General features: G+C 65.5%; 21 protein-coding genes. 12 read left to right on the forward strand and 9 right to left on the reverse strand.

The window, feature by feature from the left end:
- Positions 1-5: 5 nt before the first annotated feature.
- From tam to QTH91_RS03835, 5 genes are all read left to right on the forward strand, one after another.
- Positions 6-788, forward strand: a complete 783-nt coding sequence (tam, locus tag QTH91_RS03815; RefSeq protein WP_286658694.1) for a trans-aconitate 2-methyltransferase — start codon at positions 6-8, stop codon at positions 786-788.
- Positions 785-1,777 carry an HpcH/HpaI aldolase/citrate lyase family protein gene (locus tag QTH91_RS03820; protein ID WP_286658695.1) on the forward strand — a complete coding sequence of 331 codons (993 nt, stop codon included), beginning with the start codon at positions 785-787 and terminating at the stop codon, positions 1,775-1,777. Before tam ends, QTH91_RS03820 begins: the two co-directional genes overlap by 4 nt.
- A 64-nt stretch (positions 1,778-1,841) precedes the next feature.
- Positions 1,842-2,423 carry a hypothetical protein gene (locus QTH91_RS03825; protein WP_286658696.1) on the forward strand — a complete coding sequence of 194 codons (582 nt, stop codon included), beginning with the start codon at positions 1,842-1,844 and terminating at the stop codon, positions 2,421-2,423.
- An 89-nt stretch (positions 2,424-2,512) separates the two neighbouring features.
- Complete coding sequence (locus QTH91_RS03830) at positions 2,513-5,107, forward strand: bifunctional aconitate hydratase 2/2-methylisocitrate dehydratase (RefSeq protein WP_286658697.1); 2,595 nt, start codon at positions 2,513-2,515, stop codon at positions 5,105-5,107.
- A gap of 123 nt (positions 5,108-5,230) precedes the next feature.
- The gene (locus QTH91_RS03835) at positions 5,231-6,442 is read left to right on the forward strand and encodes a serine hydrolase domain-containing protein (RefSeq protein WP_286658698.1); all 1,212 of its coding nucleotides are present in this window, start codon (positions 5,231-5,233) and stop codon (positions 6,440-6,442) included.
- A 61-nt stretch (positions 6,443-6,503) separates the two neighbouring features.
- On the opposite strand, the gene QTH91_RS03840 is transcribed toward QTH91_RS03835, so the two are convergent.
- The gene (locus tag QTH91_RS03840) at positions 6,504-7,340 is read right to left on the reverse strand and encodes a helix-turn-helix domain-containing protein (RefSeq protein ID WP_286658699.1); all 837 of its coding nucleotides are present in this window, start codon (positions 7,338-7,340) and stop codon (positions 6,504-6,506) included.
- 151 nt (positions 7,341-7,491) lie between these two features.
- Between QTH91_RS03840 and QTH91_RS03845 the strand changes: the two genes are divergently transcribed.
- Positions 7,492-10,356: an aconitate hydratase gene (locus tag QTH91_RS03845; protein ID WP_286658700.1), complete on the forward strand. Its 2,865-nt coding sequence runs from the start codon at positions 7,492-7,494 to the stop codon at positions 10,354-10,356.
- Positions 10,357-10,362: 6 nt separating this feature from the next.
- Here the strand turns inward: QTH91_RS03845 and QTH91_RS03850 are convergent, their stop codons facing one another.
- A complete protein-coding gene (locus tag QTH91_RS03850) occupies positions 10,363-11,271 on the reverse strand; it encodes a peptidoglycan-binding domain-containing protein (RefSeq protein ID WP_286658701.1) in 909 nt (302 codons plus the stop codon).
- Between the two features lie 316 nt (positions 11,272-11,587).
- Here QTH91_RS03850 and QTH91_RS03855 point away from each other — a divergent pair, with 316 nt between their 5' ends.
- From QTH91_RS03855 to QTH91_RS03870, 4 genes are read left to right on the forward strand one after another with little or no spacing between them, the layout of a single operon-like run.
- The gene (locus tag QTH91_RS03855; RefSeq protein WP_286658702.1) at positions 11,588-11,878 is read left to right on the forward strand and encodes a FeoA family protein; all 291 of its coding nucleotides are present in this window, start codon (positions 11,588-11,590) and stop codon (positions 11,876-11,878) included.
- Positions 11,871-13,748, forward strand: a complete 1,878-nt coding sequence (gene feoB / locus QTH91_RS03860; RefSeq protein WP_286658703.1) for a ferrous iron transporter B — start codon at positions 11,871-11,873, stop codon at positions 13,746-13,748. Before QTH91_RS03855 ends, feoB begins: the two co-directional genes overlap by 8 nt.
- Before the next feature lie 15 nt (positions 13,749-13,763).
- Positions 13,764-14,081, forward strand: a complete 318-nt coding sequence (locus tag QTH91_RS03865; protein WP_286658704.1) for a DUF6587 family protein — start codon at positions 13,764-13,766, stop codon at positions 14,079-14,081.
- An 8-nt stretch (positions 14,082-14,089) separates the two neighbouring features.
- Positions 14,090-15,286 (forward strand): FAD-dependent monooxygenase, encoded by a 1,197-nt coding sequence (locus QTH91_RS03870; protein WP_286658705.1) that lies wholly within the window; start codon positions 14,090-14,092, stop codon positions 15,284-15,286.
- Between the two features lie 9 nt (positions 15,287-15,295).
- On the opposite strand, the gene QTH91_RS03875 is transcribed toward QTH91_RS03870, so the two are convergent.
- Positions 15,296-16,522 carry an SMI1/KNR4 family protein gene (locus tag QTH91_RS03875; protein ID WP_286658706.1) on the reverse strand — a complete coding sequence of 409 codons (1,227 nt, stop codon included), beginning with the start codon at positions 16,520-16,522 and terminating at the stop codon, positions 15,296-15,298.
- Positions 16,523-16,678: 156 nt separating this feature from the next.
- On the opposite strand from QTH91_RS03875, the gene QTH91_RS03880 reads away from it, so the two are divergent.
- Both QTH91_RS03880 and QTH91_RS03885 read left to right on the forward strand, forming a co-directional pair.
- Positions 16,679-17,296, forward strand: a complete 618-nt coding sequence (locus QTH91_RS03880; RefSeq protein ID WP_286658707.1) for a DUF4136 domain-containing protein — start codon at positions 16,679-16,681, stop codon at positions 17,294-17,296.
- Between the two features lie 55 nt (positions 17,297-17,351).
- On the forward strand, positions 17,352-17,591 hold the full coding sequence (locus QTH91_RS03885) for a hypothetical protein (protein WP_286658708.1): 240 nt from the start codon (positions 17,352-17,354) through the stop codon (positions 17,589-17,591).
- 59 nt (positions 17,592-17,650) lie between these two features.
- Here QTH91_RS03885 and QTH91_RS03890 read toward each other — a convergent pair whose 3' ends face one another.
- The 6 genes from QTH91_RS03890 to QTH91_RS03915 all read right to left on the reverse strand — a co-directional run bounded on the left by QTH91_RS03890 (position 17,651) and on the right by QTH91_RS03915 (position 23,358).
- A complete protein-coding gene (locus QTH91_RS03890) occupies positions 17,651-18,295 on the reverse strand; it encodes an EthD domain-containing protein (RefSeq protein WP_286658709.1) in 645 nt (214 codons plus the stop codon).
- An 18-nt stretch (positions 18,296-18,313) separates the two neighbouring features.
- The gene (locus tag QTH91_RS03895) at positions 18,314-19,009 is read right to left on the reverse strand and encodes an EthD domain-containing protein (RefSeq protein WP_286658710.1); all 696 of its coding nucleotides are present in this window, start codon (positions 19,007-19,009) and stop codon (positions 18,314-18,316) included.
- A gap of 11 nt (positions 19,010-19,020) precedes the next feature.
- Positions 19,021-20,196, reverse strand: a complete 1,176-nt coding sequence (locus QTH91_RS03900) for an NADH:flavin oxidoreductase/NADH oxidase (RefSeq protein WP_286658711.1) — start codon at positions 20,194-20,196, stop codon at positions 19,021-19,023.
- Between the two features lie 20 nt (positions 20,197-20,216).
- A complete protein-coding gene (locus tag QTH91_RS03905) occupies positions 20,217-21,098 on the reverse strand; it encodes a DMT family transporter (RefSeq protein WP_286658712.1) in 882 nt (293 codons plus the stop codon).
- A 47-nt stretch (positions 21,099-21,145) separates the two neighbouring features.
- Positions 21,146-22,333, reverse strand: coding sequence for an MFS transporter (locus QTH91_RS03910; protein WP_286658713.1), 1,188 nt, complete (start codon positions 22,331-22,333; stop codon positions 21,146-21,148).
- Positions 22,334-22,401: 68 nt separating this feature from the next.
- Positions 22,402-23,358, reverse strand: a complete 957-nt coding sequence (locus QTH91_RS03915; protein ID WP_286658714.1) for an MBL fold metallo-hydrolase — start codon at positions 23,356-23,358, stop codon at positions 22,402-22,404.
- Positions 23,359-23,368 lie beyond the last annotated feature (10 nt).

Here is a 23,368-nt window from a genome sequence, read left to right on the forward strand (position 1 = left end):
CCTGCATGGCCGACTGGAACCCCTCGCTCTACTCTCGTTACGAGGACGAGCGAACCCGCCCGGCGCGCGACCTGCTCGCGCGCGTGCCGCTCCAGTCGGCCGCGCTGGCCTTTGATCTGGGCTGCGGCCCAGGCAACTCGACCGAATTGCTGGTCGAACGGTTTCCCGATGCCGACGTGGTCGGCACCGACAATTCCCCCGCCATGCTCGATGCCGCGCGCGAGCGCGTGCCCAAGGCGCGCTTCGAGTTGAGCGACATCGCCTCCTGGCGGCCCGAAGTCCGCCCGACCCTGATCTACGCCAATGCGGTGCTTCAATGGGTCCCCGACCATGCGACGCTTCTGCCTCGCCTGCTCGACGCGCTGGCCCCGGGCGGCGTGCTGGCCATCCAGATGCCAGACAACCGCGACGAGCCGACCCATCGCCTGATGCGCGAAGTGGCGGCCTTGCCAGAGTTCGCGCAACAGATCGGCGACTACACCCGCCTGCGTACCGAACTGCTCGGGCTGCAGGGCTACTACGACCTGCTGGCGCCAATGGCCGAGCACTTCGACATCTGGCGCACCACTTATCAGCATCCCATGGCTTCCGCCGCTTCGATCGTCGAATGGGTGCGCAGCACGGGCCTGCGTCCTTTCATCGACCCGCTCTCGCCGCCGCTGCGCGAGCGATTCCTCGCCGAGTACGAACGCCGCGTTGCCGATGCCTATCCGGTGCGTGCGGATGGCCAGCGTCTGCTGGCTTTTCCGCGCCTGTTCATCGTCGCCACCCGTTCGAGCGCCGCATGACTGAAGCTGTCTTCCACCATCCCCGCCAGGTGCTGCTGGGTGCTCAGGCTGGCGCCGTGGCGCTGCCCGTCTGCGACCACTACAGCGGCGTCGAAGTGCGGATGAAGAAGAGCCTTGCCTTGCAGGCCGAGATGGCCGCCGAGTTCGGCGCCTGCGTCTTCGACGTCACGCTCGATTGCGAGGACGGTGCACCGGTGGGCGGCGAGGCTGAACATGCCGCACTGGTGACCGAACTGGCGCTTGCCGCAGCCCCAGGCATGCGCGTCGCCGTGCGGGTGCATCCGGTCGACCATCCGGCATTCGATGCCGACGTGGCTGCCATCGTCGGGCGAGCCGGCCAGCGCCTCTGTCACCTCATGGTTCCCAAGGTGGATTCGCTGTCCGATGTGGTGCGTGCCGCTGAAGCCCTCGACGCGGCCGGCGCTTCGCAGTTGCCGTTGCAGGTGCTGATCGAATCGCCCCTGGCCGTTCGCAATGCCTTCGACATCGCCTCGCATCCGAGAGTGCAGTCGCTCAGCTTCGGCTTGATGGATTTCGTTTCCGCCCATGCCGGTGCGATTCCCGCCGATGGCATGGGCTCGGCTGGCCAGTTCAGCCATCCGCTGGTGGTTCGGGCCAAGCTCGAGATCGCCTCTGCTGCGCATGCGTTCGGCAAAGTGCCGTCGCATTGCGTGGTCACCGAGTTCAGCGACGCCAACGCCATGAGCGCCGCGGCCCGTCGCGCCGCCGATGAGTTCGGCTACACCCGCATGTGGAGCATCCACCCCAGCCAGATCCGCCCCATCCTCGAAGCGTTCGCGCCCGGCGAGCGGCAGATCGACGAGGCCGTGAGCATCATGGATGCCGCGATCCGGGCAGATTGGGCGCCCATCAGTTTCCAGGGAGTGCTGCACGATCGTGCGAGCTATCGGCTGTATTGGCAGGTACTCGAACGCGCGCACGCGACCGGCCGCAAGCTGCCCGAAGTGGCGCAAGCCTGGTTCCTTTGATCAATCCGACCTACCGCATCAAAATTTCAGGCCCAGCCTGTTCTCGAAGAAGGAAATCCGACCCATGAAGAAGCTTCTCCTCGTTGCTGCGCTTGCCGCCGCACTGCCGTTCTCGGCCATGGCTCAATCCGGCAGCACGAGCGGCACCGCCGCCAAGTCCGCGAAGCCCGCACCCTACAAGCCGCCGACCAAGGCCAAGCAGGCGACGCAAAAGGTCGTGCCCAAGCCGATCATCAAGTCGCTCGAAGAGAACAAGCCGATCGCCGACGACCCCAACGTGGTGCTGACCCCGGAAGACCTGGAAGCCGCGCGCGCAGTGATCACCGGAAAGATCCCCTGCGAACTGGGCTCCAGCGTCGACATCGTGGCCGACCCCGCCAAGGAAGGCTACTTCACCCTGACCCACGAGAAGGTGCGCTATCGCATGCATCCGGTCAGCAGCCGCACCGGCGCCGTGCGCCTCGAAGATCCCCGCCAGGAAGCCATGTGGCTGCAACTGGGCAACAAGTCCATGTTGATGAGCCAGAAGAAGGGCGAACGCCTGGCTGACGAATGCAAGGCTGCGGCGCAGGTAGCGGTCGAGGAAGAAATGAAGAAGAACCCGCCCAAGGCCCTGTTCGAAGGCGCCGACGCTCCCAAGAAGTAACAGCGCGAAACTGAATTTGCCCCACGGCGACGGCGGCCCGCCTTTTGCTTCCAGGCCGCCCACACCTCAAGTCCCCCGGAGAGAAGAATATGTTGCAAGCCTATCGTGAACACGTCGCCGAGCGCGCTGCGCTGGGCATCCCGCCGCTGCCCCTGAGCGCCCAGCAAACGAGCGAACTGATCGACCTGGTCAAGTCCGCCAACGCCGACGCCGAAGGCGCCTTCCTGCTGGAGTTGCTCGCGCACCGCGTGCCGGCTGGCGTGGACGATGCGGCCAAGGTCAAGGCCAGCTACCTGGCCGCCGTGGCCCACGGCACCGAGAAGACCGCGCTCATCTCGCGCGCCCATGCCACCGAACTGCTGGGCACCATGCTCGGCGGCTACAACATCGGCCCGATGATCGACCTGCTGGGCGACGCCGAAGTCGGCGCCGTGGCTGCGCAAGGCCTCAAGAAGACGCTGCTGATGTTCGACCAGTTCCACGACGTCAAGGAACTGGCCGACAAGGGCAACGCCAACGCCAAGGCCGTGCTGCAAAGCTGGGCCGACGCCGAGTGGTTCACCAGCCGCCCCGAAGTGCCCCAGAGCATCACGTTCACCGTGTTCAAGGTTCCGGGCGAAACCAACACCGACGACCTCTCGCCGGCACCCGATGCCACCACGCGCCCTGACATTCCGATGCACGCGCTGGCCATGCTCAAGAACAAGCGCGACGGCGCCCCCTTCGTGCCCGAGGAAGACGGCAAGCGCGGCCCGGTCAAGTTCATCCAGGACCTGGTCGCGCGCGGCCTGCCCGTTGCCTACGTGGGTGACGTGGTCGGCACCGGCTCGTCGCGCAAGTCGGCCACCAACAGCGTGCTGTGGTGGACGGGCGAGGACATCCCCTTCATCCCGAACAAGAAGTTCGGCGGGATCTGCCTGGGCACCAAGATCGCCCCGATCTTCTACAACACGATGGAAGACGCCGGCTCCCTGCCGATCGAGCTCGACGTCAGCCAGATGAACATGGGCGACACGGTCGAGCTGCGTCCCTACGAAGGCAAGGCCCTGAAGGACGGCAAGGTCATCGCCGAATTCAAGGTCAAGAGCGAAGTGCTGTTCGACGAAGTGCGCGCCGGCGGCCGCATTCCGCTGATCATCGGTCGCGGCCTCACGGCCAAGGCACGCGAGGCGCTGGGCCTGCCGGCTTCCGCGCTGTTCCGTCTGCCGCAAGCACCTGTGGACAGCGGCAAGGGCTTCTCGCTGGCCCAGAAGATGGTCGGCCGCGCCTGCGGACTGCCTGAAGGCCAAGGCGTGCGTCCTGGAACCTACTGCGAGCCGCGCATGACGTCGGTCGGCAGCCAGGACACCACCGGCCCGATGACGCGCGACGAACTCAAGGACCTGGCTTGCCTCGGCTTCTCGGCCGATTTGGTCATGCAGTCGTTCTGCCACACGGCGGCCTACCCGAAGAAGGTCGACGTCAAGATGCACCACGAGCTGCCCGATTTCATCAGCACCCGTGGCGGCATCTCGCTGCGTCCGGGCGACGGCGTGATCCACAGCTGGCTCAACCGCCTGCTGACGCCCGACACCGTGGGCACCGGCGGCGACTCGCACACGCGCTTCCCCATCGGCATCAGCTTCCCGGCGGGCTCGGGGCTGGTGGCATTTGCCGCCGCGACCGGCGTCATGCCGCTGGACATGCCCGAGTCGGTGCTGGTGCGCTTCAAGGGCAAGATGCAACCGGGCGTCACGCTGCGCGACCTGGTCAACGCGATTCCTCTGTACGCCATCAAGCAGGGCCTGCTGACCGTCGAGAAGAAGGGCAAGAAGAACATCTTCTCGGGCCGCATCCTCGAGATCGAAGGCTTGCCCGACCTGAAGGTGGAACAGGCTTTCGAGCTCTCCGACGCCTCGGCCGAGCGCTCGGCCGCGGGTTGCACGGTGCACCTGAACAAGGAACCGATCATCGAATACATCAACAGCAACATCACGCTGATGAAGTGGATGATCGCCGAGGGCTACGCCGACGCCCGCACTCTGCAGCGCCGCATCGCCGCACAGCAAGCCTGGCTCAAGGACCCGCAACTGCTCAAGGCCGATGCCGACGCCGAGTACGCCGCCGTGATCGAGATCGACCTGGCCGACGTGCACGAACCCATCGTGGCCTGCCCGAACGATCCGGACGACGTGAAGACGCTGTCCGAAGTCGCCGGCGCCAAGATCGACGAAGTGTTCATCGGTTCCTGCATGACCAACATCGGTCACTTCCGCGCGGCGTCCAAGCTGCTCGAAGGCAAGCGCGACATCCCGGTCAAGCTGTGGATTGCGCCGCCGACCAAGATGGATGCGCAGCAGCTCACGGAAGAAGGCCACTACGGTGTGTTCGGCAATGCCGGCGCGCGCACCGAGATGCCCGGCTGCTCGCTGTGCATGGGCAACCAGGCCCAGGTGCGCGAAGGTGCGACGGTCATGTCGACCAGCACGCGCAACTTCCCGAACCGCCTTGGCAAGAACACGAACGTGTACCTGGGCTCGGCCGAACTGGCGTCGATCTGCTCCAAGCTGGGCAAGATCCCGTCCAAGGACGAGTACATGGCCGACATCGGCGTGATCAACCAGAACGGCGACAAGATCTACCAATACCTCAACTTCGACAAGATCGACGACTACACCGAGGTGGCCGCGACCGTGTCGGCCTGATCCGCATCGCAGGTTGCCGCCAGGCGGCCGTCGCAAGGACCCGCTTCGGCGGGTCTTTTTTTTGCACGTCTGGTCGGGTTCGACCGATGCGGCAAGCATCGCCGCATCGTGTTCAATCGCCGCATGAAGAAATTCGGCAAAGTCATTCTCGGACTCCTGGTGGCGGCCATCGTTGTCGGCGCAGGTTTCTGGTTCACGCTCGACAAGGAAACGCGCGGCCTGCTGGCTACGCTGCCCACCAACCGGGACCTGCTGTTCTGGAGCCAGCCGCAAAGGGATGCGGCCTTTCGTGCCCTCGACCGGCTACCGGTGTTGGCGAAGGCGCGGGTGGTGCCTGCCGGCCCCACGCCATCGCCCCTGCCCACCGGTGAGCCTTTGCCGCTGCCCGTCGATGTCGATGCCTACATGGCCGGCCAGCGCGCCGCGGGGCTCGTCATCCTGCACGAAGGAAAGGTGCGGCTGGAGCGCTATGGCCTGGGCTTCGACGCAGCCGGCCGCTGGACCAGTTTTTCGGTCGCCAAGTCCATCACCTCGACCTTGCTCGGCGCGGCGGTGCGCGACGGTCGTATCCGCAGCCTGGACGACAAGGTCAGCGACTACATCCCCGAGATGAAGGGCTCGGCCTACGACCAAGTGAGCGTGCGCCAGTTGCTCACCATGACCTCGGGCGTCCAGTGGAACGAGGACTACGGCAACCCCGAATCGGACGTGGCCCGCTTCAACAATCACAAGCCCGAGGAGGGCGTTGATGCGCTGGTGAGCTACATGCGGCGCCTGCCGCGTGCCGCGCCGCCCGGCACCCGCTGGAACTACAGCACTGGCGAAACCAACCTGGTCGGCGTGCTCCTGGCCCGAGCGACCGGCAAGCCGCTGGCTTCGTACCTGTCCGAAAAGATCTGGGTCCCTGCTGGCATGGAGCAGCAGGCCACGTGGATCCTGGCCCGCACAGGCCAGGAGATCAGCGGATGCTGCATCCAGGCGGCCACGCGCGACTACGCCCGCTTCGGGCAGCTCATCCTCGATGGCGCGCGCGTGAACGGCAAGCCCATCGTGCCGGACGACTGGCTCGCCCAGGCCACCACTCGACAGGCCGACATCGGCAAGGCGGGGCGCGGCTATGGCTATCAGTGGTGGACCTACGACGACGGCAGCTTCGCGGCGCAGGGCATCTTCGGCCAAGGCATCTTCATCGATCCGAAGCGCAAGCTGGTCATCGCCAGCAACGCCAACTGGGCTGGCGGCGCGAGCGACGCCAGGGCCAGCGCGGCCCGCGAGGCGTTCTACCGGACCGTTCAGCAAGCCCTCGACCGGGCGCCGACGGGTAAGCCAGGCTGAGTCACAGCCGATCGCACCCCGGCGCGCAGCCCCGGGTCTGCTTGAGTCTGGCCGGCCAGGCTCAGCGCGCCGACATCCTCGAAAGGATCTCGGCCGTCTGGGCATCGGCTGGGAAGAAGGATTCGATCGCCAGCTCCTGCAAGGTGACGTCCACCGGCGTACCGAAGATGGTCGTGGTGCTGATCAGGCGAAGCTGGCCGTGCTCGGTGTTCAGGTGCAGCGGAACCAGCACGCCGGCCAATTCGCCGTCGGCACCATTGGCCTCTGCGTGCATGTCGACCGGCCCGGCAGCGGGCGGCACCGGGTAGGCGGCCAATTCGTCCCGCAGCGCAGCCAGCGAGACGTCGCTGGTCGCGGCGATCTGCTGCGCCAGACGTTCGAGCAGGTGGGCCCGCCACTGGACCAGGTTGGCGATGCGTGGCGCCAGTCCCTTCGGATGCAGGCTGAGGCGCAGCACGTTGACCGGCGGCGTGAGCAAGGCCGCATCGATGCCCGCCAGCAGAAGCGGCACCTGCTCGTTCGCCGCCACCAGTTGCCATTGCCGGTCGATCGCCAGGGCGGGGAAGGGCGCATGTGCCTGCAGCAGGCGGTCGATGGCGCGGCGGGCGGCCGACAGCGCCGGATCGTCCAGCTTGCGCTGCCGGTACATGGGGGCGTAGCCGGCGGCCACCAGCAAGGCATTGCGCTCGCGCAGCGGCACTTCCAGGCGATCGGCCAGGCGCAGGACCATCTCGCGGCTGGGCATGGCGCGACCGGTCTCCACGCAGCTCAGATGGCGGGTGGACACCTCCGCCTCGTGGGCGAGGTCGAGCTGGCTCAATCGACGCTGGCGGCGCCAGTGCCGAAGGTGCAGTCCGAAGGGGTCGGTGGCGGAGGGCGATGCGGCATGCGGTGACATGGCCCGAATGCTAGGGCCTGCAAGTCATGTGCGACATGACCTTGCAGGTCATGCCAGCCCTCGCGCGGGATCACCCGGGTTTCATCGTTCTTTGCTATCGTCGTTCGCAACCGTGACCCCACGGCAGCACCAAGAAGAAAAGGAGTTGCTCATGTCCCAGGTATCGGCGCATCCCTTCGCCGCCACGCTCAAGTCGTTTCGGACCAAGTCCGGCAAGACCGGCCAGTACTACTCGCTGCCCGAGTTGGCCAAGAAATACCCCAACGTCGGCCGCCTGCCGGTGTCGCTGCGCATCGTGCTCGAATCGGTGCTGCGCAACTGCGACGGCCAGCGCGTGAATCCCCAGAACATCGAGGCGCTGGCCCACTGGGCACCCAATGCCGAGCGCACCGACGAGATTCCCTTCGTCGTGACCCGCGTGGTGCTTCAGGACTTCACGGGCGTGCCGCTGCTGGCAGACCTGGCTGCCATGCGCAGCGTGGCGCATTCGCTGGGCAAGTCGCCCAAGACGATCGAGCCGCTGGTGCCGGTGGACCTGGTGGTGGACCACTCGGTGATGGTCGACCACTACGGCACGCCGAAGGCGCTCGACCTGAACATGAAACTGGAATTCCAGCGCAACAACGAGCGCTACCAGTTCATGAAGTGGGGCATGCAGGCGTTCGACACCTTCCGAGTCGTGCCGCCGGGCTTCGGCATCGTGCACCAGGTCAACCTCGAATACCTGGCGCGCGGCGTGTACAAGAACGCGAACGACATGGCCAAGGCGCCGGTCTACTTCCCCGACTCGCTGGTGGGCACCGACAGCCACACGACCATGATCAACGGCATTGGGGTCGTGGGCTGGGGTGTGGGCGGCATCGAGGCCGAGGCCGCCATGCTTGGGCAGCCGGTCTACTTCCTCACGCCCGATGTGGTGGGCTTCGAGCTGAGCGGTCGCCTTCGCGAAGGCGTGACGGCCACCGACCTGGTGCTGTACGTCACCAACATCCTTCGCGCGCACAAGGTGGTGGGCAAGTTCGTCGAATTCTTCGGGCCGGGCGCCGCTTCGATTCCGGTGCCCGATCGCGCCACCATCGGCAACATGGCGCCCGAGTACGGCGCGACGATGGGCTTCTTCCCGGTCGACGAGGCCACGGTGGAATACTTCCGCGGCACCGGCCGCACCGACGAGGAAATCGAACTCTTCGAGGCCTACTACAAGGCGCAGGGCCTGTTCGGAATGCCTGCCCCGGGCGAGTTGAACTACACGCAGATCGTCAAGCTCGACCTGGGCAGCGTCACGCCCGGTCTCGCCGGCCCCAAGCGCCCGCAGGATCGCATCGACCTGGGCGCGCTGGCGCACAAATTCGCCGACCTGTACAGCCAGCCTGTCTCCGCCAACGGCTTCGGCCAGCCCGCCGAGCAGCTGCGGCAGCGCCATGTGCTCCCGCTGGTGGGCGAATCTGCCGAGCAAGATCCCAAGCCAACCCAGCCCGGCGCGCCGATGCCCGTGGTCGAGATGGAAGCCAACCGGCCGTCGCCGGCCGCCGCACACGTGGGCGACACGGCCAAGTCGGCGCCGTCGTCGGCCGTCACCATCGGCAACGGGGATGTGCTCATCGCGGCCATCACGTCGTGCACCAACACGTCCAACCCGAGCGTTCTGCTGGCCGCCGGCCTTTTGGCCAAGAAGGCGGTGCTGGCTGGCCTGAAGGTCAAGCCTCATGTGAAGACGTCGCTGGCCCCGGGTTCGCGCATCGTCACCGAATACCTGGAGAAGGCTGGGCTGCTGACCTATCTGGAGCAACTGGGCTTCTACCTGGCCGGCTACGGCTGCACCACCTGCATCGGCAACGCGGGTGACCTGGCGCCGGAGATCAACGAGGTCATCACCGAGAACAACCTCGTCTGCGCGGCGGTGCTGTCGGGCAACCGCAACTTCGAGGCGCGCATCCATCCCAACCTCAAGGCCAACTTCCTGGCCTCGCCCCCGCTGGTGGTGGCCTATGCCATCGCGGGCAACGTGATGGTCGACCTGATGACCCAGCCGGTCGGCAAGGGCAAGGGTGGCAAGGATGTGTACCTGGGCGACATCTGGCCGAGCGCCAAGGAGATCGACGCCAACCTGCGCCTGGCAATGAATGCCAAGGCATTTCGCGCCAATTACGACAAGGTCAGGAGCGAGCCCGGCAAGCTGTGGACCAGCATCAAGGGCGTGACCGGGCAGGTGTACAACTGGCCGACCTCCACCTACATCGCCGAGCCGCCCTTCTTCGAGGGCTTCGCGATGTCGCCGCCCGAAGCGGCGGCGGGCGTCAAAGGCGCGCGCATCATGGCCTTGTTCGGTGATTCGATCACCACCGACCACATTTCGCCCGCTGGCTCGATCAAGGAAGATTCGCCCGCCGGCCGCTGGCTCAAGGAGCACGGCGTCATGAAGGCCGACTTCAACAGCTACGGCTCGCGGCGCGGCAACCACGAGGTGATGATGCGCGGCACCTTCGCCAACGTGCGCATCAAGAACCTGATGATCCCCGCGCTGCCGGACGGCACGCGCGAGGAGGGCGGCGTGACCCTCATGCAACCCAGCGGCGAGAAGATGTTCATCTACGACGCGGCGCAGAAGTACATGGCGGCTGGCGTCCCCACCGTCATCTTCGGAGGCGAGGAATACGGCACCGGCTCGTCGCGCGACTGGGCGGCCAAGGGCACGCAACTGCTGGGCATCAAGGCCGTGGTGGCGCGCAGCTTCGAGCGCATCCACCGCGCCAACCTGGTCGGCATGGGCGTGCTGCCGCTTCAGCTCAAAGGCAACGACTCATGGGAGTCGCTGGGCCTGACGGGCAGCGAAGTGATCGACGTCGTGGTCGATGGCGAGATCGAGCCTCAGATGGACGTCCGCCTGATGATCCATCGCAGCGCCGGCGCGGTGCAGGAGGTGGCGGTGCGCCTGCGCATCGATACGCCGATCGAGGTCGACTACTACCGCCACGGCGGCATCCTGCCTTTCGTGCTGCGGCAGCTGCTCGACTGATCGCAGCTATTCGACGCTGTAGTAGTAGCGCACGCTGCTCAGCGGTCTCGTCTTGACCAGGATGGCTTGGTTGGTCGAGTTGCCATTGACGGTGACCATCTGGTCGCCGTCAATGGAGATCGGAATGAAGTGATGGACCTGCTCTTCCATCACGCAGATGTCGCCGGGCTTGCAGTCGCGGTTGAATCGGATCTGCAGTGCACTCGGACCCAGGCCCATGCGCCACTGGGTGTCCACGCCCGAGTTGCGCACGACCCAGGTGGCGAAGATGCCGCACCAGCTCACGCCTGAGTTGGGTCCCTGCGGCACGCGCTTGCCCGGAATGCGTACACCGTCGAGCGTGGCCTTGTCCTTCCATTTGTCTTGGGTCCAGCCCTTCACGCCCTCGTCGAAATACTGCTTCAGGCGCCGCCAGCCGGCGCGCACGGTCACGTTGTCTTCGCGCTGGGTGATCAGGTCGCTCACGGCCGGCTGCGGCAAGGCCTCGGCCAGCGCGAGTTCGCAGATGCGGCGGCGCAGCGGCGACAGGCCGGGCGCCAGGGGCGGCGCTGAGCCGCCAGGTGGCGAAGAAGGCGACGGCGGACCGGGAACGAGCCCAGGCGGCACGACCACCTGCGGCAGGATGCCTCCGCCAGGCGGTGGCGGCGCTGGGGCAGGGGCCTGGTCGAAGGTCTGCAGGCGCTCCAGCGTGCGCTGGCCCACGTCGATGCGGCCATCGGAGAACTTGAACTGCACCCACTGGAACTGGCGGATGGCGCCCACCGTGAGCGGACCGCACTTTCCGTCCGTTTCCAGCTTGGGCGCCGGGCCGCCCTGTGCGGTGTCGACCTGGTTGAGCATGGACTGCGCCGTGTGGACGTCGTCCGCCCGGTTGGCGCCGCCGGTGCCGACAGAAGCTGAAATGGTCCTGGCCATGTGCAATCTCCCTGGCGGCTGCGCCGCCTCCTGATGCGTAATCAGGCCACTTTAGGCGCGCAAGCGGCTGGCGTGAATCTGCCGGCTGTGCGGTGGTGGGTCCACCGGAAGTGCTGCCAATGGCCCGCTGGCGGCCATCCGGCCATCCGGGCCTGCCGATCCGGGTAGGGCGCAAGTGCAGTCACGACAGCGCTCGCCTGGCCTTTCGTGCGCCCGGATTCAGGGTGACCGACGAGGGGCCGAAGGGCCATCAATTCCCTTGGGAACTCTTTTCGAGAATAATTCTCATTTTTCTGTACATGAGAAGAGCCTCCGGGTGACCACATTGACCGGCACTGCCACCGCCACGCTGAGCCTTGACCAGCTTCCTACCCGCCAGTGGGCCACCGTTCTGGATGTCGAGCGGCGCGACGCGCCCGAGATGCGCGAGCTGGCCCTTCGTCTGACCGAGATCGGCTTCGTGCCTGGCGAGGCCGTGTGCATCGTCGCCAGCGGCGTGCCCGGCCGCGAGCCGTTGGCGGTCAGGCTGGGCCATACCACCTTTGCGCTGCGCCGCCACGAGGCCGAACTGATCCACGTCACCCCGGGAGCGAAGAACCATGGCTGAAGGTCAGGCCGCAGCCTTGCAAGCGCCGTCGCGCATTGCGCTCCTGGGCAACCCCAATTGCGGCAAGACCGCGCTTTTCAACCTGCTGACCGGCAGTCGGGCCAAGGTGGCCAACTATGCGGGCGTGACGGTCGAGCGCAAGGAAGGCTTGCTGCGCACCCCGTCGGGCCGACGCGTGTTCCTGCTCGACCTGCCGGGCGCCTACAGCCTCAATCCGCTGAGCGCCGACGAGGCCGTTACGCGCGACGTGGTCACCGGCAAGAGCACCGAAGCACTGCCCGATCTGCTGGTCTGCGTGACCGATGCCACCAACCTGCGCCTGAACCTGCGCCTGGTGCTCGAAGCGCGCGCGTTGGGCCTGCCGATGGTGGTTGCGCTGAACATGAGCGACATGGCGCGCAAGCAGGGCATCGCCGTCGACCGGGCCGCGCTGGAGCGCGAACTGGGCGTGCCGGTGATCGAGACCGTCGGCGTCAGCGCCGATGGCGCGCGTGACCTGCTGGCCGCGCTCGACGCGCCTGTTGCCGAGGCCCGCGCATCGACCTGGACAGCGCCTGGCTTCGAAGACGTGCTGGCCACCCAGCGCGAAGTGCGTCGCATCCTGTCGATCGCGGTGCGCGAACCGGCCGGCAGCCTGGACACCAGCGACCGCATCGACCGCGTGGTGCTGCATCCGGTGTGGGGCATGCTCGTGCTCGCCGTGGCGATGTTCCTGATGTTCCAGGCGGTGTTCAGTTGGGCGTCCGTGCCGATGGATGCGATCGACGCCGGCACCGCAAAGCTGGGCGAATGGGTGGGCGCCGCGATGCCCGACGGCCTGCTGCGCAGCCTGCTGGTGGACGGCATCATTGCCGGCGCGGGCGGGGTCGTCATCTTCCTGCCGCAGATCCTGATCCTCTTCCTCTTCATCCTGGCGCTGGAAGATTCGGGCTACCTGCCGCGTGCGGCTTTCCTGCTCGACCGGCTCATGGGCACGGTGGGCTTGTCGGGCCGATCTTTCATTCCGCTGCTGTCGAGCTTCGCCTGCGCCATTCCCGGCGTGATGGCCACGCGCTCCATCAGCAATTGGCGCGATCGGCTGGTCACGATCATGATCGCGCCCCTCATGACCTGCTCGGCGCGCCTGCCGGTGTATGCGCTGCTCATCGCGGCATTCATCCCCGAACGCACGGTGGCCGGCATGTTCAACCTGCAGGGGTTGGTGCTGTTTGCGCTGTATGTGTTCGGCATCGTCTCGGCCATGGCCGTGGCGTGGGTCATGAAGCGCTTTCGCAGCGGCAACGTGCAATCGCCGCTGATGATGGAACTGCCGGCCTACCGCTGGCCCAGCCCGCGCAATCTGCTGATGGGCCTGTACGAGCGCGCCTGGATCTTCCTGCGCCGCGTGGGCACCATCATCCTGAGCCTGACGGTCGTGCTTTGGTTTTTGTCCACCTTCCCGTCCCCGCCCGAAGGTGCGACCGGCCCGGCCATCGAATACAGCCTGGCGGGCATGCTGGGGCGCGGGCTCGAATACATCTTCGCCCCGATCGGCTTCAACTGGCAGATTTCCATTGCGCTGGTGCCCGGCATGGCCGCGCGCGAGGTGGCGGTGAGCGCCCTGGGCACCGTGTACGCGCTGTCGGCGGCAGGCGACGACGTGGCAGGCCAGCTGCAGCCGCTGATCGCCCAGACCTGGAGCCTGGCCACCGCGCTGTCGCTGCTGGTGTGGTTCGTGTTTGCGCCGCAATGCCTGTCGACGCTGGCTGCGGTCAAACGCGAGACCAACTCGTGGCGCTACGTCTGGATCATGGCCGGCTATCTGTTCGCCCTGGCCTATGTTGCCTGCTTCATCACCTACCGCATCGCGCTGGCCATGGGCGCCGGCTGATTCGTACTGCCCACCATGATTCAAGAAGCCATCGTTGCCCTGATCGTCGTTCTGGCCGCGGCCTACCTCGCATGGCGCTGGATGCCCAAGCGCTGGCGCCGCGCCGCGGCCGGGCAGGTGGCGGCTGGTTCCCAGCGAGCCGGCCTGGTGGACGCGGAAGGCGCGCAGTTGCTGGCCCAATCGCTCGCCAAGGACCGCGGCTGCGGCGCCTGCGCAAGCTGCTCGCCCACCTGCGCGAGCAAGGGCGCCGGCACGGCGACGGGCCATGAGGCGGGGCGACCCGCTTCCGGGCGCAGCGCGCAATCCGAAGTGCGGCTGATGCGCCTGCGCTGAGCGCTCTCATGGCGGCGGATGTCCTGATTGCCGGTGGCGGCATCGGCGGCCTTGCGGCGGCCATCGCGATGGCGCACCGCGGGCATCGCGTCGAGGTTCTCGAGCAATCGGCCCAGTTCTCGGAGGTGGGTGCCGGCATCCAGCTGGGACCGAACGTCACGCGTCGCCTTCGCGAGCTGGGGGTGCTCGAGCAGGCGCAGTCATTGGCTGCAACACCGCAGGCGCTGGCGGTTCATGGCGCCGACTCCGGCAGGCTGCTGGCGCGCCTGCCGCTGGCCGACGAGGCCCTGCGCAAATACGGCAGCCCCTATCTGTGTATTCATCGCGCGGACCTGCATCGGGTGCTGCTCGACGCCGCGATGGTCCATGCAGGCGTCACGCTCAACACGGGCGCTTGCATCACCCAGGTGGCCATGCGGGAGCACAACGTGGCCGTGGGCACGCAAGACATGCGCGCCTGGGAGGGCGACGGCCTGCTCGGCGCCGACGGCCTCTGGAGTACCGTGCGCCCCCATGTGCTGGAGGCGGCCGTTGCGCCGAACGCCACCGGCCACACGGCGTGGCGCGCGCTGTACCCCATGGCCGACCTCCCGCCATCGCTGCGCAGCACCGATGTGCGTGTGTGGCTGGGCGAACGCATGCATGCCGTCGCCTATCCGGTACGCGGTGGCGACTCGCTCAATGTGGTGGTGCTCGCCGAAGACCAGCCGGCGCATCGCGTCGAGGCGGCAGGCAGTCCGCGCGACTGGGACCAGCAGGCCAACCTGGATGCGTTGCGCAGCGCCGTCGGCCATCGATGCGAAGGCGTGCGGCCATTGATCGACGCCATTCCCCGATGGCGGGCATGGAGCCTGCACGATCGGCCTCCGCTTCGGGGTGCAAAGGAAATGGCGCGCGAGCGCATGGCGCTGCTGGGAGATGCGGCGCACCCCATGCTTCCATATCTTGCCCAGGGCGCAGGCATGGCGATCGAGGATGCGGCCACGTTGGGCGAATGCCTGCGCGACGCGAACGCCATCAGCCTGCCCGATGCCTTCGCCCGCTACGCCGCCATGCGCTGGCAACGCAACGCCCGCGTGCAACAACGTTCGCTCGCCAACGCCGAGATCTTTCATGCCGGCGGTGCCATGCGCCTGGCGCGGGATGCGGCATTGCGCGTGCTGGGCACGCATCTTCTGGATGCGCCCTGGCTCTACCGCGGTTAGTCGCCTTTCCTAGAGCGCGAAGTCCTGCAGGTGCGCGATGCGTTCGGCCAGCGCTTCGGCGGGTTCAGGGGGAGCCGGTTCCTTGCGCGACTCGGCCAGGGCAACTTCCAGTTCACCGAGCAGATCGCTGCGCGCTGATTCGAAAGCAGTGGGCAGGTCGTCATGGCTGCTGGCGTAGGCCTGTCCGATCTGGCGTGCGGCTGCCGGAGCGCCGAAAGCCACGCACAGCGCCATGGCTCGCATGGTCGGCTTCGCGCCTCGTTCGAGCAGGCGGTCCGCCAGTTCGGGTGAGATCGCGCCTTCGACCGAATCCAGCGCGTCGCTGCTCACCGGCGCGCCAGCTTCGACCAAAGCGGCTGCTGCCGAGTAGGCGCCATGCCCCAAGGCAAGGTCGGTCGCGAGCGCGCTGCCGTGCAGCGGCGCATCGAAGACCATGCCGGCAGCGGCCAGCTCCCTGACCAGTTCCGCGTCGTCGGCGGCCACCGCATGACGCAGTGCGACCTGCCCGACCAGCGGAGATTCCTGCGCAAGGCGGCCAGCCGCCAACGGCGTGCGCCAGTCGACCAGTGCACGTCGGTAGTAGTCGACCACCTTGTCGGCCAGGTCCAGATCGAGATCGTGATCGCCGTGGCGCTCGTCCAGGTAGTCGAGCAGGGCCTGGCCGGTGAAATAGTCGCCGGTCGGCTCCAGCGGGTCTTCGCTCAGGTGCAGCGCGGCAAACGCGGCTTCGAGGTTCGTTGCGATGGTGGCGATGCCGTCTTCATGCATGGCATGCAACCAGGCCGCGGGCAGGCCGGCTTTCCAGGCGAGCACGTGTCCGGCCTGCTCAGCAGGCGCCGTCACGACATACAGGCGGTCTGTGTCCTCGAATCCACCGAAGGGCACCGCTGCAAGCCGCTCGGCCGGCGCCGCGCCGTGCTCGCGTTCCCAGTCGATCCACTCCGGCAGGCTGCGCAGGCCATCGACGCCATGGCCGAACAGCTCCGCGAGGTTCACCGGCTCTTCGCAACCGTTCATGCGCACGGACAGGTCGTAATCCATCGCACCGCCGTCCGTGAGTTGCCACAGCGCGCGCAGCGATGCCGGCAAAGGGCCGGCGCAGGCGGCTTCGATGTTGGAAAGCTGCTCGGCGCTCATCGGCGCACGCGCGTCGAAGATGATGCGGCCTGCAAAGATCACGATGCCGTGAGCACGCAGTTGCGCCAGTTCGTCTGGGGAGAAGAAAGCGTCATCCATCCGGGAGCCTCCTGCAGTCGCGCCGTGGCGCAGATGAATCGAGCTTAACCCGGTGCCGCCGCGAGACGCAGTGGTATAAGCGCTATTTAAGAATTGTTCTCAACAAGGGGTTTGCGTCAAGGGCCCCCGATACCGTGTCTGCGCGAGGATCTCTCCATGCAAATTCAACGCTCGTCGATATCAACCTGGAAGCGCTTGGCTGCCCTGTTGCTGGTGGCGGCAGGCCTGGCGGCCTGCGCCAGTTTCAGCCTCACCAACGTGTGGCGTTCGCCGGACTTCAAGGGCCCGCCGGTGGCGAAGGTCCTCGTGGTGGGTGTGAGCAGCAACGAAACGAGCCGCCGCATCTTCGAGGACGGCTTCGCGAAGGCGCTGCAGGCTTCCGGCGTCGCCGCGGCCACCTCGTACGGGCTGTTGCAGGAATCGGGCAAGGTGTCGAAGGAGCGGCTGCAAGCGGCGATTCGTCAATCGGGAGCCGAAGGCGTGCTGATCACGCGACTGGTGCGCGTCGACAAGCAAGTCGATGTGATGGCGCCGCCGATGCCGATGGGCTTTCGCGGTGGCTATTACGGCTGGTACGGCTCGGCATGGGCGGCGCCTGCGATGGTGGATACCTACAACGTGGTCTCCTTCGAGACCACGCTTTGGGACGAGAAGCGCGAGTCCGTGATCTGGTCGGGCACAACCGAAGCCATCGAGTCGTCCAACGTGGCCAAGGCGTCGGCCGACATGGCCAAGGTCCTGATCGAGCGCATGAAGAAGGACGGCGTGATCTGAACGTTGGTACGGCGTGACCCAACGTCAATAGAACCAGCCAGCTACACTCAAAGCGATGGATTGGGTCCCTGTATTCCTCGCGACGTTCAAGGTTCTCGTGTTCGGCACGGGCATGTTCTTTGCCATCAAATGGCACTATGAGCAAGGCAAGAAGGGGAAGGGAAAAGACAAGCCGAGCACGGTGCTACGCGCTGGCGGCAAGGTGGCCGCAGTGCTGGTGGTATCGCTACTGGCCCTTTTGCTCTTCACCTTCGGCCTGAGCAGGATGCTCGGCTTGGACATGACCTTCCCTTGATGGCAAGGTGGATGGTCGGCCGACAGAGCGGCGAGGCGATCGCTGTCGTTGTGGGCGTACTACCTGATTCGTAGCTGGTCGATGAGATAGGCCGCGCCATCGACGGTGCTGCTTTCAAGTACCCTGCGCAACTCACACGACGGCTCGAAGGCCTCGTGAGCCGCCGCGACGCTATCGAACCAAGCGCCAACAAATCCAGTCGGTGGCGCGGGCTCTGCCCACAGCCGCTCGCGACGAGCGGTCGAGACAGTCCAATTCAAAGTGACCTTGGCGTTGAGCGCTTCGGCGGCATGCTTCAGGCTTCGCCAAAGAGAGTCACGTACATCTGCTTCCGCGTGAAATGGAATCATCACCTTCACGGCCGCGTCGCCAGGTTCGTCGCCGTCCTCATCGACGACGCACAAGGTCCAACCCTTCAGGAATCCAGGTTCGTCTTCGGGTATGAACTTCTTGCCCACAGAGGATGCCTGCGCCATGCGCATGACCTCGGCGTCTGCAAAGAAAAGCTCCACGATTCCGTCGACGTCGAACGCTGGACCGTGGTCACCGGCGGTCCACAGAACCTTGTCGACCCGGTTGTGGGTGTATTTGGTGATGCCGTTCATTCCGAGGGCAAGCTTGGCATGGGGCCCTGCCCAGTAAGCCCTGAAGTCGCTGGTCGACATCCCTTCCTTCCTGGCCAGGAGGGTCATTCGCTTCATCATCTGGCGTGCTCCTCGACGCTAGAGAATCTGCCGCTCGGCCACGACGAACGCGGTGATTTCAGACAGGAAGCTCTTTGCGTGCGCCATGGTCTCCTGGCCAGCGGCGGAGCCGAATGCAGCCTCGAGCGTCGGCACATCCTTGAACCACAGCTCGACGATTCCATCGATAGGAAGGTCGTCGTATCCGCAAGGCTGCCCCTTGATCCGCTCGCGCCCTACGATCACGTTCTGTCGGTAGGCGCTGACGCCAGACATCTTCCGTACAAAGTCTCCGTGGATCTTCCACTCGCGACGAAAGTCCTCTTCGCTCATTGAAGGAAGCCGCTTGATGATGGACATCCGCTTCAGAAGCGCAGAGCGCTGCTCTTTGGAGGGCGTCGGAATGACCACCGATGGCTCAGCAGTCACGATGTGGAGATCGCCGAGGAAATGCTGCTCATCCTTGATGAGTTCGGCGGCCATCCCACTCTCCTGGAAGGCATGCTTGGACTGACTGGCATCGTCGAACCACAACTGCGAAAAGCCGTCGAACTCCCAAGGACCTCTGGGGAAGTCGATGCCGCGCTGCAGCCGATCCACGACCAGGTTTTGCCAGTATTCGCGCAGATTGGGTGCACGGCGGGCCAAAGCGCCATGGCTATTGCGCCAGTACGAGTTGAATTGGTCGAAGTTCCAATCGACCTTCTTCCTGATCAAGCCCATGCGCACGGTCATAGAGTGTCCTTTCAATTGGAGGGAGAGACGAGCTGCTCAGCAGCCTGCGCCCGAGCCCGCGCCAAGCCGGGGGCGCGCTTGGCCAGCCACACGCCATGACGAACGGGCCAGCGTTCATATTTCGGGTCGACGCCGAGCGCCATCGCTGCGTGGTGAGGCCAGTAGGGGTCGAAAAGGGCTTCCCGGCCCAACGCGATGAGGTCGGCCTTGCCTTCTCGAAGAACCGCTTCCGCCTGACTGGCGTCGACGATCATCCCTACCGCCTGGGTGTGAACATTGGCGTCTCGGCGGATGCGTTCAGCGAACGGGACCTGGAAACCCAGTCCTCGGGGCACGGGCAGGGCGCGGGTTTCTTCGGTCAGGCCGCCAGACGAGCAATCGATGACGTCGACGCCGAGTTGAGCAAGTTCCCGCGCCAAGATCACAGAGTCGTCCAGGCTCCAGCCGTCTATGCTGCCGTCGACTGCGGATAGACGGCAAAAGAGCGGCTTGTGCCCAGGCCAGGCGACGCGGACCCGAGCCGCCACCTCCAGCGCCAGTCTCATTCGACCTTCCAGGCTTCCGCCCCACTCGTCATTCCGATGGTTCGAGTTCGGCGACAAGAAGCTGGCGACGAGGTAGCCGTGGCCGAAATGCAGCTCCACGACATCAAAGCCCGCCTTGTCCGCTCGCACCGTGGCATCGACGAACCGCTGGATGGCGTCCTCGATCTCGTGGGCATTCATTGCATGCGGCGCCGACCATCCAGGTCCAGCGGCCACTTCGCTGGGGCCCAGGCGCTGCCAAGGCTCAGCGTCAGCTTGCATCGCCTCGTCGCTGAGAGCCGCGCCGCCCTCCCACAGCGGCTGGCTGCCCGACTTGCGGCCGGCATGGGCCAACTGCACGCCGATGGCGCCATCGTTGGCATGCACAAAGTCGACGACTGCCTTCAGCGGCTCGATGTGGCCGTCGTTCCAAAGGCCCAGGTCTGCGGTGCCAATGCGGCCTCGCGGGTCTACCGCCGTGCTCTCCGTCAGGATGAGGCCAGCGCCTCCCAGTGCGAACTTGCCAAGATGAACCAGGTGCCATGGCGTGGCTCGCCCCATGTCCGCCGCATGCTGGCACATCGGAGAGATCACGATGCGGTTCTTCAACGCCAGCTCGCGAAGCGTCAAGGGCTGGAACAGCAGCGGGTGGGCAGTGGTCATGATTAAAAAGGGAAGAAGAGTCAGGAATCCGGCGAGCGGGAGGCAGGCTGCCGTGTGCCGAGGAAAGTGCCTGCCATCACAGCGGCGAAGCCGGCCAGGTGCCAAGCCGTCAAACGCTCGTCAAGGAGGATTGCGGCGAAGAGGACGCCAAAGACTGGGACCCAGTAAAGGAACACCGCCGTGCGCGCCACGCCGATGGTGGCAATCGCCTTGTTCCAAAGCAGATTGCTCAACGCAGTGGCCATCACGCCGGAGAAGAGAATCAGAGCCCATGGCCACCAACCGGGAAAGAGCACCCCCATATCTATGGACGGGCTTCCGACGGCGGCCTGCACGACCAGCATGGCCGTGCCGACCAGGTAAATGGCCCAGCTGATCGTCAGCGGGTGAAGGCAACGTGCCAATCGCTGCACAAGCGCACCTCCGGTTGCGAAGCTGACGACGCCTGCCACGAGCATGAGGTCGCCTGTGCTGGCGTGGGAAAGTCCGGCGCCGGGATGACTCAGGACGACAGCAGCGACTCCGCAGAAACCCAGTGCGACACCGAGCAGGCGCTGCAACGACAGCGTCTCGCGGAACATGAGAGCGGCAAGCACCGCCGACACCAACGGGCTGAGTGCCATGATGAGCGCTCCGTTGGTAGCCGTCGACCTCTGCAGCCCCTCGGCGAACAACAGCTGGTTCAGGTAGACCATCAACACACCGGCGACGAGGAGCGTGCGCATCTGCTTCCAACTCATGTCTCGCACTACGCAGCGCTTCCAGAGCACGATCGCGGACAGCACGAGAAGCGCAACGACCATCCGCAATGCGGCCAGCATCGACGTGTCGAAGGTGTGCGTGAGCTGCTTCACGACAGCGACGTTCAGGCCCCAGATCGCCATCGCGGCGATGAGCGTCATCTGTACGGTGTACGCTTGACGGCCAGCAGTGTTTGAAGTCTCGACGCTCATGGGTGAACCCGCTTGCCAATGAGCACCGACAACGAAAACCCGAGGATCAGCAATCCAAGGGCAGAAATCGAAAACACTGCAGGAGCTGCAAAGCGGTCGACCACCCAGGCCGCCCCGAGGACGCCAACCGACTGGCCCAGAAAAAGGCTGCAGGCAAACAGCGATACCGCAGTACCTCGAGCCCAGGGAGCCATCTGTGTCGCGTTGGTTTGCAGCGTGTTGTGCAGCGCATAGAAACCAAAGCCAGCCAGGAAGCATGCGGGCGGAACGAAGTACCAGTTCGGGGTGGCTGCCATCGTGCCGAAAGCCACTGCAGTTCCAACGCCGCCAATTCGTGCAAGGCCCGCCTCACCCCAACGCCGCAGCATCTGCCGCGCGGTGCGGGCGTAAGCGAGTCCCCCGACTCCGTAGAGCGCGACCAAGCCTCCGGCGGCCGGCATCGAGAGCCCAAAGCGAAGGTGAAGGTCGCTAGGAATGAACGCGAGCGCGCTGATGGCCAGAGCCCCCTCAATGGCCGTGACCATGAGCACAATCTTCGGCCAGCGCGAGCCGACAACCGACCGAATGCCCTGAAGCAGGCCAATCTGAGAGCTATTCCTTTGTACTGGCTCGGACACGCCGCGGACAACGAGCAGGGCTCCGCTGGCCGCAAAGATGACTGCCAGCGCGACAAACGCAGAGCGCCATCCGAGGATGTCGGCGAGAAGCCCACCTGCCCATTGCCCGGCAATCATCCCGAAGACGGTCGCTCCAAGAAGTTGCGCGAGGACGGCCTGGCGGTCTTCATACCTGACGCTGTCACCAATCCAGGCCATGGCAAGCGGGATGATTCCAGCTGCGGCGGCGCCGGAAAGGGCGCGGCTCGCGACGAGCCATTCGAGACGGGTGGACGCGGCGGCCAAGGCACTGCCAACCGTGCATGCCAAGGTAGTCATGCCAATGACCCTGACCTTGCCGTAACGGTCGCCCAGTGGCCCGTAGAAGAGCTGGAGAAGCCCATACGCCAACGCGAATGCGGAGATGGCTCTGGCTGCTTCTCCTGCGGACGCAGTGAACTCCTGGGCAAGCGCGGGGAGCATTGCGTCGCAGATGCGCATCGAGGCCATGCTCGTGAACGCGCAGCAGCTCACCAGCCAGAGCTTCGCCGACCAATCCGTTGAGGAAACGAGCTCCGACTTCTGCATGCCTTCTCCACGCGCGCGCGCTCTTGGCCGTTGTTTAGGGCAGTTCAAGCAGTCGCGCGAACCTTGAGTCAACCTTCGAGCGTCTTCCACATCTCCAGATCGCGTTCGGCGGTCCAGATGCGCGGGTCGGTGTACTGTGTCGCCTCGTCGTAGCAACGGGTCACGTCGAAGGGCATGCAGTGGTCGAAGATGACCCAGTGGCCATACTTCGGCTTCAGCGCAGCGAAGGTTTCCTTGTAGACGGCGTTCAGGTCCTTGCCAGCGGCCACGCCCTTTTGCACATTCGAGTACACGTCCGCAATGAAGTCGCGCGTCTCGCTCAGGCCCTTGGCCACGTCTTCGGGGGTGGTCAGCGCTGCTCCGCGGCCCGGAACCAGCGCCTTGGGCTTGAGAGCAGCCAGGTTGTTCAGCGTCTGCGGCCAGTCCTTGAAATACGCATCGCCGGCATAGGGGGTGGCGCCGAACTCAACCAGATCGCCTGAAAGCAGCGCGCCTTCGCCCGGCAGCCACACGATGGTGTCGCCCTTGGTATGGCCGCGACCAACCTGCAGCAGTTGAACTTCCAGCTTGCCAAGCCAAAGGGTCATCTTGCCTGTGAAGGTCATGGTGGGCCAGGTCATGCCGGGCGGTACGGTCTCCACATTGCTGAACAGGCGCGGGAAGCGCCCGATCTCGCTGGCCTTGTCCTGCTCGCCACGCTCGACGATGAGGTCGTAGGTGTCCTGGCTCGAGATGATCTCCTGCGGCTTGTAAGCACTGGCACCCAGTACGCGGACAGCGTGGTAATGCGTGAGCACCACGTACTTGATCGGCTTGTCGGTCACCTCGCGAATGCGGCGAATCACGTCGGCAGCCATCGCAGGAGTTGCCTGGGTGTCTGCTACCAGCACGGCATCGTCGCCAATGATGATCCCGGTGTTCGGGTCGCCCTCGGCGGTGTAGGCCCAAGCGTGCTCGGAGATCTGACTAAACGTGACTTTCTTTTCTTCGGTGTCGGCGTGGCTTGCGAACTTCTTTTCGGTCATGGGACCTCCT

Source organism: Variovorax dokdonensis, assembly GCF_030316895.1.
In the GTDB taxonomy this organism is placed as follows: domain Bacteria; phylum Pseudomonadota; class Gammaproteobacteria; order Burkholderiales; family Burkholderiaceae_C; genus Variovorax; species Variovorax dokdonensis.